The organism is Priestia taiwanensis, from assembly GCF_014638355.1.
In the GTDB taxonomy this organism is placed as follows: domain Bacteria; phylum Bacillota; class Bacilli; order Bacillales; family Bacillaceae_G; genus Priestia_D; species Priestia_D taiwanensis.
Genome location: NZ_BMFK01000002.1, coordinates 360,773 through 377,831 on the forward strand (window position 1 = coordinate 360,773; position 17,059 = coordinate 377,831).

Here is a 17,059-nt window from a genome sequence, read left to right on the forward strand (position 1 = left end):
CTTATTTCGCATCAAACCATGTTGGTCCGAATGAGTAATCAGCTTTTAACGGCACTACTAATTCAATTGCTTTTTCCATTTCTTCTGGAACGATACGCTCTAATAGCTCAATTTCTTCTTTCGGTGCCTCAAAAATTAATTCATCGTGCACTTGTAACAACAATTTCGCCTGCATGTTTTCCTTCTTTAATCGTGCATCCATGCGAATCATCGCTAACTTAATAATATCTGCCGCACTTCCTTGAATTGGCGTATTCATCGCTGTTCGCTCCGCAAAGCTTCTTAAGTTAAAGTTTCGGCTCGTAATCTCTGGGATATAACGACGGCGATTCAGAAGCGTCGTCACGTATCCTTGTAATTTCGTTTCTTGAACTGCACGCTCCATATACTCTTTTACACCCGGGAAACTCGCAAAATACCGTTCAATGAAATCCGCTGCTTCTTTTCGAGTAATACCTAAGTTTTGTGATAATCCGTAGTCACTAATACCATATACAATTCCGAAGTTAACAGCTTTTGCTTGTCGTCGCATATTCGACGTTACTTCGTCTTCTTTCACATGGAATACATCCATTGCTGTCTTCGTATGAATATCTAAATCTTGACGGAACGCATCCATTAAATTTTCATCTTGTGAGATGTGCGCTAATACACGTAACTCAATTTGTGAATAGTCAGCCGCAAAGATAATCCAATCTTCATTAGACGGAACGAATGCTTGACGAATCTTTCTTCCTTCTTCCAGACGAATCGGGATGTTTTGTAAGTTCGGGTCAATCGAGCTAAGTCGCCCTGTTTGTGTTAGCACTTGATTAAAGCGTGTATGGATTTTCGATTCATCCTCATACACAACTTTTAACAAGCCTTCTACATACGTCGAATGTAACTTACCTAATTGACGATAATGAGAAATCAGTGGAATAATCGCATGTTGGTCCATTAGTTTCTCCAACACTTCTGCTGAAGTCGAATACCCCGTCTTCGTTTTCTTTACTGGGGGCAATTCTAATTTCTCAAACAAAATAACACCTAATTGTTTTGGAGAATTGATATTGAATGTTTCTCCTGCTAATTCATGTATCTCTTGCTCAATCGTTTGTAGCTGTGCTGATAAATCTTCACCCATTTCGTGTAGACGGCTACGATTCACCTTCACACCTATAAACTCCATTTCTGCCAAAATAGAAGCTAACGGCAATTCAAGGTCTACAAACAAACCATACTGCTCATTTTCCATTAGTTCCTTTATTAATACTGGTCCAATTTCATATAATGCGCGTGCTTTTCGAATAATATGATTTGCTAATGCATCTTCACTTGGAACAGCTCGCTTTGCACCTTTTCCATATACTGTTTCTTCCGCTTGTACATCTGCATAACCTTTAGCACTCACAATTGTTTTCAACTCTTTATTTGATTCAGAAGGGTCTAATATGTACGCCGCAATAAGTACATCGTTATCTACACCTGCTAACGAAATACCTTTCCACTTTAACGCGACTGTTGCTCCCTTCACATCATATGTGATTTTCTTCATATCTTTATTTTCAAGCCAAGCTCTAAAGTCATTTGATTGAAGTGCTACATCCGTAGGAATGTAATATACACCGTTCTCATTCACTACTCCAAATCCTTGAATATCGGCCTTGTGATAATTCTCGTCCATCATCTCTACAAGAAGAGAAGAATGAGCAAGCAACATTTCTGGCGTGATTACTTCCACATGTTCGAATTTAACATCTTCTAATTCCACTTCATCTACTACTTCTTCACCTGATACTTTCTCAAGTAGCGAATTGAAACCTAAGTTCTTGAACAACTCTGTCACAACATGCGCATCATATTCTTTTACCTCAGCGTCACCTACCGTCACAGTAATTGGTGCCGTACAATTAATCGTCGCAAGCTCTTTACTCATTAACGCTTGTTCTTTGTTCTCTGTTAAGCGTTCTTTCAACTTCTTGCCACTTACATCGTCAATATGCGCTAGTACATTCTCGACTGTTTGGAATTCCTTCAACAACTTAATTGCTGTTTTCTCTCCAACCCCAGGTACGCCTGGAATATTATCCGATGCATCTCCCATTAGACCTTTCATATCGATAATTTGATCGGATGTTAATCCGTATTTCTCATCGATCATTGCCGGCGTATACTTATCAACATCTGTAATACCTTTTCTCGTAATATGCACCGTCGTCGTATCTGTTACAAGCTGAAGTAAATCACGATCTCCTGAAATGACTTTTACTTCAAAACCATCCACTTCCGCTTGTTTTGTTAGCGTACCGATAATATCATCTGCTTCGTAATTTTCTAACTCATATCTTGCAATTTGAAAGGCATCTAATAATTCACGGATAAAAGGAAATTGTTCAGACAGCTCTGGCGGTGTCTTTTGTCTTCCACCTTTATATTCGCTAAACGTCTTATGGCGGAATGTCGTTTTACCAGCATCAAACGCTACTAATACGTGCGACGGCTTCTCCTCTTCCAATATTTTCATTAACATCATTGTAAAGCCATAAATGGCATTTGTATGTATTCCTTTATCATTATTTAATAGGGGCAGTGCAAAGAAAGCTCGGTAAGCAATACTATTTCCGTCCACTAATATTAACTTTTTCATACATATCCTCCTCTTCTAACTTGTCTCCTCTATTTTACCACGCCTAGCCTATAGAAAGAAAACAGACATCAAAAAATCCCGAACACATTTTTGCACTCGGGATTTATCTTTTACATAAAGATTATGATTTTGTGGACCTCTCGCATATCCACACAAAAGGATAATAAAAAAGAAGGACGAAAAGTCGGCACTCTCGTCCCACACACTAAATCGGATGAAGGGGTTTTCACTTAGTATATTACCAGCCAATCATTAACTTTAGTTTGAGCCTATGTAAAAAAAGTGTAAAGATATACCAGTAATCGATACAAAAAGAGCATCCATCATAGATGAACACTCTTTCCCCTTTATTTCTTCGGCAATGCAACAGTAAATACTGTCCCTTCACCAACTTTACTCTTTAGCCCAATTGTACCATGATGCGCTTCAACAAGGTGTTTAACAATCGCTAGGCCAAGACCTGTACCACCAGAGTTACGGCTCCTCGCTTTATCTACTCGGTAAAAACGCTCAAACACACGCGGTATTTCGTCTTCCTCAATACCAATTCCTGTGTCAGCCACTTGTATAATGATATGGCTCTTCTTCTCTTCTAATGTAACACATATGCTTCCTTCTGCTGGCGTGTACAAAATAGCATTATTAATTAAGTTAATGAACACTTGCTGCAAACGATGACCATCTGCAATTACTTCTACTTCTTCTGTTTCTTTTAAACATAACGTAAGGTCTTTATTCTTCGCTTTATCCTGTAGAAGCTCTACCATCTCACGTAACAACACGTTCATGTTAAGTTTGCCTTTATTCAACTCGAAACCTTGCTGCTCAATTTTCGATAGATCTAACAAATCTTGAATCAGACGCTGCATGCGATCACTTTCTTTCAAAATAATCGTTAAGAAGTATTGACGAAGTTGCTCATCTTCCATCGCACCGTCTAGTAACGTTTCCGAAAATCCCTTAATAGACGTAATTGGCGTCTTCAATTCATGTGACACGTTTGCTAAAAAGTCTTTTCTCATCTGTTCTAGCTTTTTAATACCAGTAATGTCATGGAAAACTAAGACAATGCCTTTCCACTCGTGATTCATTCCGATAATCGGTGCCCCGTATATCTCAAAATGACGTTTATCCCCCTTAAGTGGTAACATCAGTTGCTTACGGACCTGAACTTCCGATAGCAAAATTTCCTCTACAAGCTTAATAACATCATTATATGGAATTACTTCATAGAACAACTTACCTTCATATTCATCTTTGGATACACCAAAGATCTCTCGGTATGTTCTATTCGCTAACGTTACGTACCCACGTCCATCTAGCAATACAATACCACTACCGACATTTTCAATTAATGTACGCAAACGATCTTGTTGCATCTCATTCTTTCGTTCCATCTCTTGCAGATCACGGGCTAAGACATTAATGGCTTGGCTTAACATGCCTGTTTCATCAATATGGTCTTCATACGTTCTTGCTTTATAATTGCCTTTTGCCAGTTCAATCGCAACACGTGTGACAGATTCAATCGGCTTTGTATATTGACTCGCGATCTTAAGACCTAAGAATAAAATAACAACAAAAGCTAATGCTAAACTAATCGTCAAAATCACCCATATTTGCTGGGTAACCTCACTTAATGAGCTCACCGAGACAGAAACAATTAAATATCCTTCTGTATTCATTGAATCTTTTAAGTAAATTCCGTACTCATACTGACCATTCTCTTGATTTACAAAATACACTTCATCTTTGTTTTTCTCTGTCTCCTCAAAAATAGTAAGATGAGATTCTTCCGTACCGATTTCTTGATTATTCGTTGCATATATTAATTTTCGCTCGCTATCAAATAGCGCTAACTTCATTTCTAATTCATCGTCTATTTTATCTAACGTCTTTGAAATGTTCCGTATATCTTGGATATTATTCTCTTGGATTAATGATGTAATAAAATGTACTTCCCGCTTCATTTGTTTATTGAACGAGTCCACATAAAAACTCTTAAATAATTGACCAATAATTACTCCTAGGCCAACTAATATCGTGACCGTTAATGTAACAATAGCGAAGAGCAACCTCGAACGAAATCTATTCATTCATTTTTGGCTCCTCTAATTTGTACCCTAATCCACGTACCGTTTTAATGTACTGTGGCTTCTTCGAATTCTCTTCGATTTTGTCACGTAAATGACTAATATGCACATCTACAATACGTGTATCACCAGCAAAGTCATAGTTCCAAACAGAGCTAAGTAATTGATCTCTTGTTAATACACGCCCTTTATTTTTCGATAAATAAAGGAGTAATTCAAATTCTTTTGGTGTTAACTCCAGTTGCGCTCCTTTAAAATATGCTTCATATGATTCTGGCACAATTTTTAAATCTGCAATTTTCAGCGTTTCTGTCTCTACTTCTTTTGCTACAAATTCTTCATACATTTTCGCACGACGTAAAATAGCTTTTACCCTCGCTACGACTTCTCTTGGGCTAAACGGCTTCGTCATATAATCATCTGCACCTAGTTCTAACCCTAATACTTTATCAAATTCATCATCTTTCGCCGTTAACATCACAATTGGTGTCATGATTTTCTCTGAGCGAAGTTGCTTACACACTTCCATTCCATCTTTCTTTGGCAACATTAAATCAAGCACAATTAAATCCGGCGCTTCGTCATGTACTTTTTGAACCGCACTTTCACCATCCATTGCCGTTACAACTTCAAATCCCGCTTGCTGAAGATTAAATTGAATTAACGTCAAGATAAATTCTTCGTCATCTACAACTAAAACTTTTTTACTCATATTCTCCTCCAAATAATAAATTCCCCTATATCCGATATTCAGTTGGTTTCATCATACTATGAATGAAATGATACCTCAATACATAAATACAACTTCCAAACTTGCAGAAAATAAACTTTATTCTACAGAAAAAAGCTAGCTTCCTATAAGCTAGCCTTCCCTCTTCAGAAGTTATCTAATGCGTGGTGAACAGATGGCGTCATATACGGCGGGGTAACAACAATATTCCCGTCAATAACAAGTACGTCATCTTCTGTACATACTACCGTTTGCACCGTCACAATTTGGCGTTCCACATCTACATGTACGACTTCAAAATCAAACTTCAATAACTCACCATGATGAATAGCTTGAAGAAAGTTCAATTCTAGTTTCATAATATGACTGCCAGGTCCAGGTAAGTATTTATTAATAGATGAGGAAATAATTCCTGTTAACATTGTCGTAGGAACAATCGGTTTTTTATACGGTGTTTGCATTACGTAGTCGTGTTGAATATATAATGGGTTCGTATCATTTGTTAACCCTAAATAAAGAAGTAAGTCTTTATCCTCCATTTTCTCTGTTAATGATAACTTTTCCCCAACACAGATTTCATGAATATGTCTACCCATTCTCTTTTTCTTTCGTAACACGCCCTCGCCCTCCCCTACTTATATCAACATCTGTAGTGAAACAAAAAGTCGAGAACGTAACATATGTCCTCGACTTTCTATATGCATTAGTTAGTGTTCACATTATACTAATGCGTTCATTACCGCTTTAACAGATTCCACTGATTTCGCTAACGCTTTTTCTTCTTCTTCTGTTAAGTCTAATTGGATAATTTCTTCAATACCATTTCCACCAATAATTGTTGGAACACCTAAGTAAATACCATCAAATCCATACTCACCTTCTAAGTAGGCAATTGTTGGTAATACACGACGTTGGTCTTTTAAGATTGCTTCCACCATTTCTACTAATGAAGCTGCTGGTGCATAGTATGCACTACCATTACCTAATAAGTTAACGATTTCGCCGCCACCTTTTCTTGTTCTTTCCACAATTGCATCTAAACGCTCTTGTGGAATTAACTTTTCTAATGGAATACCACCAGCATAGGAGTAGCGTACTAGAGGTACCATATCATCACCATGACCACCTAATACGAAACCAGTTACATCTTTCACCGATAAGTTTAACTCTTGTGCTACAAATGTACGGAAGCGCGCTGTATCTAGTACACCTGATTGGCCGATAACACGATGTTTCGGGAAACCAGATTCTTGGAATACGCTGTATGTCATTGCATCTACTGGATTTGTTAATACAACAATGAAGCAATCTGGTGAGTATTTTACAATCTCACGTGTTACAGCTTTCATAATGTTGCCGTTTGTTGCAACAAGATCGTCACGACTCATACCTGGCTTACGTGCAATTCCAGCTGTAATAACAACTACATCCGAGTCTGCTGTATCTTCATAGTCGCTTGTACCGATAATGTTTGCATCAAACCCTTGAACTGGGCTCGCTTCTAACATATCTAACGCTTTTCCTTTTGTTGGGTTTTCCATTTGTGGAATATCCACTAATACAACATCACCTAATTCTTTTTGTGCTAATAAGAAAGCTGTTGTTGCTCCTGTGAATCCGCCACCGATAACAGAAATTCTTCTTCTTTTCATCTTTGTCATGGTATCTTCCCCTTTACTTTGCTAATACAGCAGTCATATTGTTAATTAACTCATCCGCAAACTCAGAGCACTTCACTTCCGTTGCACCTTCCATTAAACGAGCGAAATCATATGTTACTACTTTCGAAGAAATCGTCTGCTCCATCGCTTCGATTACTAACTTCGCCGCTTCGTTCCATCCTAAATGCTCTAACATTAGTACTCCTGATAAAACAACAGAAGATGGGTTCACTTTATCTAAACCAGCATACTTCGGGGCAGTTCCGTGTGTCGCTTCAAAAATTGCATGACCAGTTTCATAGTTGATGTTTGCGCCTGGCGCAATACCAATTCCACCAACTTGTGCTGCTAATGCATCTGAAATATAGTCACCATTTAAGTTCATTGTTGCTACAACATCGAACTCACGTGGGCGCGTTAAAATTTGTTGTAGGAAGATGTCTGCAATTGAATCTTTAATTAAGATTTTTCCTTCTTCTTCCGCTTTTGCCATTGCTTCATTCGCAGCATTCTTACCATGTTCTTCTACGATACGGTCGTATTCAGCCCATGTAAATACTTTATCACCGAACTCTTGCTCTGCTACTTCGTAACCCCAGTTCTTGAACGCACCTTCTGTAAATTTCATAATGTTTCCTTTATGAACTAATGTTACAGATTTACGTCCTTCTGAAATTGCATAGTTAATAGCTGCACGAACTAAACGTTTCGTACCTTCTGCTGATACAGGCTTAATACCGATACCTGATGTTTCAGGGAAACGGATTTTATTTACGCCTAATTCATTTTGTAAGAATGCAATTAACTTTTCTACACCTTCTGAACCTTGTGCATACTCAATACCAGCATAAATATCCTCTGTGTTCTCACGGAAGATAACCATATCTGTATCTTCTGGACGTTTTACTGGAGATGGCACTCCTTCAAAATAACGTACTGGACGTAAGCATACGAATAAGTCTAACTCTTGGCGAAGTGCTACGTTCAACGAGCGAATTCCGCCACCAATTGGAGTTGTTAATGGTCCTTTAATACCAATTAAGTATTCTCTAATAAGGTTTAACGTTTCTTCTGGTAACCACTCACCTGTTTGGTTGAATGCTTTCTCTCCAGCAAGAACCTCTTTCCATACGATTCCGCGTTTTCCATCGTATGCTTTTTCAACAGCAGCTTCTAATACACGTGAAGCTGCTTTCCAAATATCCGGTCCAATTCCATCACCTTCAATGAAAGGAATAATCGGATGACTCGGTACGTTTAATTGACCATTCGTTACTGTAATCTTTTCTCCATTTACCATCATTAAATAACCTCCTAATTTCTTCAATCGATACGACTAAATTAAATTGATAACCCAGTTATATCGAAATAGTTTTCTGCGTATATGAAATAATCAGTTTTTTTATTGTGTAATTAATCTCTTTGCTCTAATGGAACATATACTTGCTTATCCGGTCCTGTGTAATCTGCACGCGGACGGATTAGGCGATTGTTTTCATATTGCTCCATGATGTGTGCTAACCAACCAGACGTACGAGCAACAGCAAAGATTGGTGTAAATAAATCTGAGTCAATGCCTAATGAATGGTATACTGTCGCAGAATAGAAGTCTACATTTGGCGGTAAGTTCTTCTTCTTCTCCGCTAATAGTTCCTCTACTTTCACACTCATCTCATACCATTTTTGATTTCCAGTAATATCACATAAGCGTCTTGACATATCTTTCAAATGTTTTGTACGTGGATCACCTTGTTGATATACACGGTGACCAAATCCCATAATCTTTTCTTTCTTCTCTAACTTCTCTAAGATATACGATTCTACGTTATCTAACTCGCCAATTTCCATTAACATCTTCATTACGTTTTCATTTGCACCACCATGAAGTGGTCCTTTTAACGCTCCAATTGCAGCTGTCATACCAGAATATACATCCGATAATGTTCCTACACATACACGAGCTGTAAATGTAGAAGCATTCAATTCGTGATCGGCATGAAGTACTAACGCTTTATTAAACGCCTCTTCTTCAATCTCATTCGGCACACGACCATTTAACATGTATAAGAAATTTGCTGCAAAGCCTAAATCTTTACGTGGAGCAATTGGATCTAACCCTTTACGCAAGCGAGAAAACATTGCTACTAACGTTGAGATTTTCGCTTGAACCTTTAGAGATTTTACATATAGTGCTTCTTTATCTAGTGAATCTGCATCTTTGTCGTAGAAAGAGAATAATGATACACCCGTTCTCACCACTGCCATAGGATTAATTTTATTTAATGGAATGCCTTTTAAATAATGAATAATATTCGACGGAATACTTGCATTAAGCGCTAACTCTTTTCGAATTTCTTCTAATTCCTGTTTATTAGGAAGTCTTTGGTGCCATAATAAATAAACTACCTCCTCAAAGCTACAAAATTGAGCTAACTCATCAATTCCGTATCCTACATACGTTAATGTATCATCGATAATTGATGAAATTGATGATTGTGTAGCTACTACGCCTTCGAGTCCTTTTACTACCATGTCAACCTCTCCTTTTCCAAAAAAATTTCTCCACCCCATACAATTCAAACTACTTTTCAAAGCCATATCAATCTATTTTCTCACAATTACACATACTAGTATGTAACGATAATAAAACTATAAATCTATTATAAACAATTATCTAACTTTTGTGAATTAAAACAATTTAAAGAAAGTAAGCGTATTCAAACGTATGATAAAAAGAAGTGTCATTTACACTCCTTTTTATCATACTACTTATTTGAAGTAATTAACAATCCACATGATCCAATATGCAATTCCAGCACCAATTAACGGACCTACAGCTACACCATTAAACAACGCTACAGCAAGAACTGTACCAAACACAAGCGCCGCTGTAATATGAGGATCGTTTGCTAATAAATTTAATCCACCTTTTGCAATAACTGCAACAAAAATACCCGAACCAATTGCAATCCATGCATAGTATGACTTTAATGCGTCTTGTAGCTGCCTAAATCCGATATCACCAGTTGCAATTGGGACAAGCACAGCAATTGTAATAACTGTAACTCCCCAATTTATTCCTTTAGACTGTAAATGCGGAAACACTTTATCTCCGAGTGGTGTAACTTTTAATACAAGTAATACAGCAACAGCCACCATTAATGACTGATTTTTCGCAACGAATCCAATAACAAGTAAAACTACTAAAAATAGAATCGGTTCTGAAAACATCCCGTATCATCCTCTCTCAAACATTTCTTTTCAAACAAACAATAAACGAGTACAATAAAATTACCATTATATAGGGAAAGGGGCACCCATCCTTGAATGTACATTATATACATGTCGTCTTGCGCTTACTGATCATCATCGCAATTATCACAGGTAGTATGTATCTATTCTTCTTTCTTGCCAAATTAGTATACCCTTTTGTTATTGCACTAGTACTTGCATATATGATGAATCCCCTTGTTAACTTCCTAGAACGAAACACACGCTTACCACGAGGATTAGCAGTCTTTTTATCACTCATTCTTCTTATTGGTTCACTTGGAGGTATTCTTACCTTTTTAATTGTTGAACTTATTAACGGTACACAATATTTATCAACTATTATACCGAGTTATTTCCGCCATACCGTTACCTTTATTGAAGACTACCTGACACAACATATCGTTCCTATCTACGAACAAATAAATTCTCGCTTCAGTGAATTAGACCCAAGTAATCAAAATACAATCATCCATAATATCCAAAATTTTGGCGAACGAATTATTGACTCTAGCACAAAAATCATTTCCAACATTCTACTAAGTATTAGTGTTTTCATTAGTAATTTACCTACAACTATTGCCGCACTTGTATTTTCTCTATTAGCAACCTTTTTCATCAGTAAAGACTGGGACAAACTACGTCGATTTATCCAACGGATTCTTCCGCAAAAGTTTCATCGTTACGGAAGACCTATCATTCATGAATTAAAGAAAGCTTTTTTAGGTTTTATAAAGGCACAACTTATGCTAATTACAATGACAACCGTTATTGTCTTAATCGGATTAACCATTCTACAAGTCCCATACGCTATTACTGTTTCACTCATTATAGGATTCGTTGATTTACTCCCATACCTTGGTACAGGATTCATTCTTATCCCGTGGATTGCATACTCTTTCCTCACAGGAAATATTAGCTTTGCAATTGCCCTCCTAGTCTTATACATCATTGTACTGATTCAAAGACAAATTATGGAACCTAAAGTTCTGTCATCCAACATTGGATTAGACCCATTAGCAACGCTAATTGCACTATTTGTTGGATTTAATTTATTCGGCTTCTTGGGGTTAATTATCGGACCAGTTATCTTAGTTATCATTAAGACATTACACTCCGTTCACATCTTTGAAGATTTATGGCGATTTATTATTAAAAAATAACAAAGTCTCCTTTTTGAAAAGGGAGACTTTTATCGTCGATATGAAGAAAGCACTCGATGCTGTATATATCCTTTTATTGTGTCTCTAACTTTTCCTCTTGTAAGCGGAAGAAGACACACAAGACCAATTACATCTGTCACGTAACCAGGAATAAGTAGCAAAATACCCCCAATGATAACACAAATACCATCCAATACAGCATCAGTTGGCACTTGCCCACGACTTAATTGCAATTTAATATCATTCATAATTTTAATACCTTGTTTCTTTAGTAACAAAATACCAATAATGCTTGTACATACAGAAATGAATATTATTGGTAGTACCCCAATATATTGACCAACTAAAATAAACACCATAAATTCAACAATGGCTATGCCACTTAGTCCAATAAATACATATTTCTTCATCCGTCCTCCCCCTTTAACATTATTATAATATAAAAAAAAGAGAAGGTCGAAACCTTCTCTCCATCAATATTTCTTATAGCACTCCTGAGTTACCATTATAAACAATTCCACGAGAAGCATCAACTGTAATATCTTGGCCATCTACAAAAATGTTCGTTGCATTTGCAGCACCAACAATTACTGGAATACCTAAGTTAACTCCTACTACTGCAGCGTGAGATGTTAATCCACCTTCTTCAACAATTAATGCAGCTGCTTTTTCGATTGCAGGCATCATATCTTTATCCGTTGCAGTTGTTACTAATACCGCACCAGCTTTCATTTTGCTCATTGCCTCTGCACCTGTATGAGCTACGACTACTTCACCAGTTGCTGATTTACGACCAATTCCTTGGCTTGTTAATAATGCTTCGCCAACCATTTGTACTTTCATCATGTTTGTTGTACCTGTTTCACCTACAGGAACTCCAGCAGTAATTACGATTGTATCACCGTTATTGATGAAACCAGCTTTCATACCAGTTTGAACTGCACTGTCAATCATTTCGTCTGTTGTGTTTACTTTCTTCGCAAGTTGAGCATTCACACCCCATACAAGTGATAAACGACGGCATACATGCTCATCAAATGTTACTGCCACGATTGGAGCTTTTGGACGGTACTTAGAGATTGTACGAGCTGTATGACCAGATTCTGTTGGAGTTACGATTGCAGCAACATCTAATGATAATGCAGTGTGTGCAACAGATTGTCCGATTGCATTTGTAATGTTTGTTTGTACGTCTTTCGTACGCTTGCTTAATAAGTTTTTGTAATCTAAGCTCGCTTCCACAGTCTCAGCGATTGTTGCCATCATGTGTACTGATTCAACTGGGTATTGACCAGCAGCTGTTTCACCAGAAAGCATGATTGCATCTGTACCATCTAAGATTGCGTTCGCAACATCAGATGCTTCCGCACGAGTTGGACGTGGGTTGCGTTGCATTGAGTCTAACATTTGCGTTGCAGTAATTACTGGCTTCGCAAGTAAGTTACACTTCTTGATTAAACGCTTTTGTACTAATGGTACTTCTTGAGGTGGAATTTCTACACCCATGTCACCACGAGCAACCATTAAACCATCAGATACTTCTAAGATTGCATCGATGTTATCGATACCTTCTTGGTTCTCGATTTTTGGAATGATTTGAATATAGTCAGCACCATTCTCACGAAGTAATTCACGAATTTCTAATACATCAGACGCTTTACGAACGAATGAAGCGGCGATGAAGTCCACACCTTGCTCAACACCGAAAAGAATATCTTGCTTATCTTTTTCTGTTATACCAGGTAACTTAATGCTTACGTTTGGTACGTTTACACCTTTTTTGTTTTTTACCATACCGCTGTTTAATACACGTGTACGGATATCAGTTCCTTCTTTAGCGATTACTTCTAACTCAATTAAACCGTCATCGATTAAGATACGAGAACCTACTTCTACATCATCGATTAAGCCTGGGTATGAAATCGAGAATCGCTCTGCTGTACCTAACACTTGCTCTGTAGCAAGAACTACTTCAGCACCTATTACTAATTCGGCTTGACCATTTTCAAAGTCATGCGTACGAATTTCAGGACCTTTTGTATCTAAAAGAATCGCAACTGTTTTTCCCACTTCTTTCGCAGCTTCACGGATTGTCGTAATACGTGCTGCATGCTCTTCATGACTACCATGGGAGAAGTTCAGACGACAGACGTTCATGCCTGAATTCATTAACTCGATTAATTTTTCTTTACTTTCACTTGCAGGACCAATTGTACAAACGATTTTTGTTTTACGCATTTTGTTTCCTCCATCTTTCAACTAGAAGTCTATACAAATTTTGTCAAATCCGTAAGACTAGATTGATAATTCTTGTGATAACTTATACATGTCGAAGCCAATTTGGTGCTTCTGAGATAATGCTTCGATAATGTCGTGGTCGACTAATTGGTTGTTTTGGATACCAACACAACGACCACCTTTTCCTTCTAGTAATAACTCAACAGCTCGAGCACCTAAACGACCTGCTAATACACGGTCAAATGCACTTGGAGCTCCACCACGTTGAACATGACCTAATACCGTTACACGTGTATCGAAGCCTGTTGCCTCTTCAATTTTCTTTCCAACGTCAACTGCACTTCCAACGCCTTCTGCAACAAGAATAATACTGTGTTTCTTTCCACGTTCACTACCACGTTTTAGACGAGTAACAACCTCATTCATATCATACTCTACTTCTGGTATTAAGATTGTTTCTGCTCCAGCAGCTAATCCAGCCCATAATGCTAAATCACCAGCGTGACGACCCATTACTTCAATTACGTATGTGCGCTCGTGAGAAGTAGCCGTATCACGAATTTTATCAACAGCGTCAATTACTGTATTTAAAGCCGTGTCAAATCCAATTGTAAAGTCTGTTCCTGGAATATCATTGTCGATTGTTCCTGGAACACCAATGCAAGGGTAACCATGCTCAGTTAATTTTTTCGCACCTTGGTAAGAACCATCTCCACCAATAACAACTAATGCTTCAATACCATGCTTCTTCAAGTTTTCGATGCCTTTTAATTGGCCCTCGACTGTCTTGAATTCTGGGCAACGTGCTGTAAATAACTTTGTACCACCACGTTGAATAATATCACCAACAGATCCAAGGTCTAATTTCTCAATACGATCTTCAATTAATCCTTGATAACCATTATAGATTCCGTACACTTCTAATCCATGAAACATTGCTTTACGCACAACTGCACGTACAGCGGCATTCATACCAGGAGCGTCACCACCACTTGTTAGCACGCCGATTCTTTTCATTTCAAATTCACCTCTATGTATGATTGTTCTGTCTTATTTTACACAAAAGAACATGTTTTTAAAATACCATGAACATATAGCTAAAACAATAGATATTCTACGACAATTTGATAAATATGCAACTGTTTTTCAAAAAAGTTTTCTTTCCTAAACAATAATATGTTACTTTACTTTTTTCATGAAACATAGCGAAGGAATACGCCTTAAATAGTACATACCATTATAGAAAAATAACAAAAAAGTATAAAACAATGAAAACGCTGTCTTTAGGTCCTTTTTGAACATAAATGGAATATTTTTGCTCAAAATAACGATATAGAGGAAGCATGTCCGTCTCTATCTTCTCTTATTATTTTATGTCAGAGCCTAAATAATACGCAAAAAAAGAAAAGCGTACATTCTTAAATTAAGAACGTACACTCTCTTTGCTGTTTCCCTCTGCAACCGTGAATTGACCAATCGTTCTAAACTTTTCATAACGTTGCTCAACTAACTCTTCCTTGTCTAATTGTAGCAATTCTTGCAGTGATTCTTTTACTAATTTGTCTATATAAGCCGATTGTTCTTTTACATCACGATGTGCTCCACCCTTAACTTCTGTAATAATATCATCAATAATACAGAAGTCTTTTAAATCTTGTGCGGTAATTTTCATCGTTTCAGCAGCTTTTTTCGCATATGAAGCATCTTTCCATAAGATTGAAGCTGCTCCTTCTGGCGAAATAACCGAATACGTTGAATTCTCCAGCATATAGAGCTTATTGCCAATCCCTAAACCTAAAGCTCCTCCGCTTCCGCCCTCTCCAATTACAATACAAATAACTGGAACGGTTAAGCCTGCCATCTCAAATAAGTTTCGCGCAATCGCTTCACTTTGGCCACGCTCTTCTGCCGCTTTTCCTGGGTATGCACCTTTCGTATCAATAAAACAAATGATTGGTCGGTTGAACTTCTCTGCTTGCTTCATTAAACGTAAGGCCTTTCTATACCCTTCTGGATGAGGCATCCCAAAGTTGCGACGAATATTCTCTTTCGTATCTTTTCCACGTTGATGACCAATAACAGTTACTGGTAATCCGTGATATCTTGCAATTCCACCCACAATTGCTGCATCATCTCCATACAAACGGTCCCCATGACACTCGAAAAAATCATCGAATAAGTAATGAATATAATCCAATGTCGTTGGGCGTTCTGGATGACGAGCTGTTTGAACTCGATCCCATACTTTCATATTCCCGTAAATTTCCTGTTCTAAATTTTCTAATCGTTGCTCTAAATGAAAAATTTCTGCTGAGAAATCAACGTTATTTTCACTTGTGAACTTTTTCAGTTCACTAATTTTATTACGTAGTTCAATAACCGGCTTCTCAAATTCTAATCCCGTATTCATTGTAGAACACCTCCACAATGTAATTCAACAATTAGCTGCAATCTCTCTTTCATATCTGATCGCTTAATAACCGCATCAAGCTGACCGTGCTTCAATAGAAATTCTGCTGTTTGGAAATCTGACGGCAAATCTTCTCGGACGGTTTGTTCGATAACACGTCTTCCCGCAAACCCAATTAATGCTCCCGGCTCCGCTAAATTATAATCACCTAGTGAAGCAAAACTAGCTGAAACACCACCTGTTGTCGGATGTGTCATAACAGAAATAATAAGTCCGCCTTGATCGCTAAATTTCTTGAGCGCAGCACTTGTTTTTGCCATCTGCATTAAACTAAACATTCCTTCTTGCATTCGTGCCCCGCCAGAAGCAGTAAAAATAAGAAATGGTACTTGTAATTGACCCGCTTTCTCAATTGCATTTGCAATTTTCTCTCCCACAACAGAACCCATACTTCCCATTCGGAACCTAGAGTCCATAACTGCAATTACAATTTTGTTACCGTGTAACAAACCTTCCCCTGTTACGATTGCCTCATTTAACTCTGTTTGCAATCGATCTTTTTCTGCCTTTTCTTCATATTGAGGGAAAGAAAGGGGGTTTGTAGAAATCATATCTTTATCATATTCTACAAACGTACCCTCATCGATAATAGATTGGATACGATCTGGAGCACTCATTGGATGGTGGTAACCACACGTTGTACATACTCGTAAATGTTTCACAAACTCCTTTGTCAAGGTGATTTTTTTGCAATTAGAACATTTTGTCATCACCCCGTCAGGCACATCACGCTTTACATGCTCTGAAGGTACTTGTGCATACTTCTTCTTTTTTGTAAATAGATCTTTTAACAAAGGATCAACCT

General features: G+C 37.6%; 14 protein-coding genes. 1 reads left to right on the forward strand and 13 read right to left on the reverse strand.

Annotation, left to right across the window (positions count from 1 at the left end; all coding sequences use genetic code 11):
* Position 1: 1 nt before the first annotated feature.
* From polA to IEV41_RS13980, 8 genes are all read right to left on the reverse strand, one after another.
* Positions 2-2,629, reverse strand: coding sequence for a DNA polymerase I (gene polA / locus IEV41_RS13945; RefSeq protein WP_188389113.1), 2,628 nt, complete (start codon positions 2,627-2,629; stop codon positions 2-4).
* A gap of 347 nt (positions 2,630-2,976) precedes the next feature.
* Entirely contained in the window at positions 2,977-4,725 is a 1,749-nt protein-coding gene (gene pnpS, locus IEV41_RS13950; protein WP_188389114.1) for a two-component system histidine kinase PnpS, read from the reverse strand.
* Positions 4,718-5,434, reverse strand: coding sequence for a response regulator transcription factor (locus tag IEV41_RS13955; protein WP_188389115.1), 717 nt, complete (start codon positions 5,432-5,434; stop codon positions 4,718-4,720). Before IEV41_RS13955 ends, pnpS begins: the two co-directional genes overlap by 8 nt.
* A gap of 164 nt (positions 5,435-5,598) precedes the next feature.
* Entirely contained in the window at positions 5,599-6,069 is a 471-nt protein-coding gene (locus IEV41_RS13960) for an FAS1-like dehydratase domain-containing protein (RefSeq protein ID WP_188389116.1), read from the reverse strand.
* A 102-nt stretch (positions 6,070-6,171) separates the two neighbouring features.
* A complete protein-coding gene (gene mdh / locus IEV41_RS13965) occupies positions 6,172-7,104 on the reverse strand; it encodes a malate dehydrogenase (protein WP_188389282.1) in 933 nt (310 codons plus the stop codon).
* Between the two features lie 22 nt (positions 7,105-7,126).
* Positions 7,127-8,413 carry an NADP-dependent isocitrate dehydrogenase gene (icd, locus tag IEV41_RS13970; protein WP_188389283.1) on the reverse strand — a complete coding sequence of 429 codons (1,287 nt, stop codon included), beginning with the start codon at positions 8,411-8,413 and terminating at the stop codon, positions 7,127-7,129.
* A gap of 113 nt (positions 8,414-8,526) precedes the next feature.
* Positions 8,527-9,645 carry a citrate synthase gene (gene citZ / locus IEV41_RS13975; RefSeq protein WP_188389117.1) on the reverse strand — a complete coding sequence of 373 codons (1,119 nt, stop codon included), beginning with the start codon at positions 9,643-9,645 and terminating at the stop codon, positions 8,527-8,529.
* 237 nt (positions 9,646-9,882) lie between these two features.
* Positions 9,883-10,344: a DUF441 domain-containing protein gene (locus IEV41_RS13980; RefSeq protein ID WP_188389118.1), complete on the reverse strand. Its 462-nt coding sequence runs from the start codon at positions 10,342-10,344 to the stop codon at positions 9,883-9,885.
* Between the two features lie 92 nt (positions 10,345-10,436).
* Between IEV41_RS13980 and ytvI the strand changes: the two genes are divergently transcribed.
* On the forward strand, positions 10,437-11,546 hold the full coding sequence (ytvI, locus tag IEV41_RS13985; RefSeq protein ID WP_188389119.1) for a sporulation integral membrane protein YtvI: 1,110 nt from the start codon (positions 10,437-10,439) through the stop codon (positions 11,544-11,546).
* A 29-nt stretch (positions 11,547-11,575) separates the two neighbouring features.
* Here the strand turns inward: ytvI and IEV41_RS13990 are convergent, their stop codons facing one another.
* The 5 genes from IEV41_RS13990 to accD all read right to left on the reverse strand — a co-directional run bounded on the left by IEV41_RS13990 (position 11,576) and on the right by accD (position 17,048).
* Complete coding sequence (locus IEV41_RS13990; protein WP_188389120.1) at positions 11,576-11,956, reverse strand: FxsA family protein; 381 nt, start codon at positions 11,954-11,956, stop codon at positions 11,576-11,578.
* A gap of 73 nt (positions 11,957-12,029) precedes the next feature.
* The gene (gene pyk / locus IEV41_RS13995) at positions 12,030-13,784 is read right to left on the reverse strand and encodes a pyruvate kinase (protein ID WP_188389121.1); all 1,755 of its coding nucleotides are present in this window, start codon (positions 13,782-13,784) and stop codon (positions 12,030-12,032) included.
* A gap of 57 nt (positions 13,785-13,841) precedes the next feature.
* Positions 13,842-14,801, reverse strand: a complete 960-nt coding sequence (gene pfkA / locus IEV41_RS14000; RefSeq protein ID WP_188389122.1) for a 6-phosphofructokinase — start codon at positions 14,799-14,801, stop codon at positions 13,842-13,844.
* 406 nt (positions 14,802-15,207) lie between these two features.
* On the reverse strand, positions 15,208-16,194 hold the full coding sequence (gene accA, locus IEV41_RS14005) for an acetyl-CoA carboxylase carboxyl transferase subunit alpha (RefSeq protein ID WP_188389123.1): 987 nt from the start codon (positions 16,192-16,194) through the stop codon (positions 15,208-15,210).
* Positions 16,191-17,048 (reverse strand): acetyl-CoA carboxylase, carboxyltransferase subunit beta, encoded by an 858-nt coding sequence (accD, locus tag IEV41_RS14010; protein WP_188389124.1) that lies wholly within the window; start codon positions 17,046-17,048, stop codon positions 16,191-16,193. Before accD ends, accA begins: the two co-directional genes overlap by 4 nt.
* Positions 17,049-17,059 lie beyond the last annotated feature (11 nt).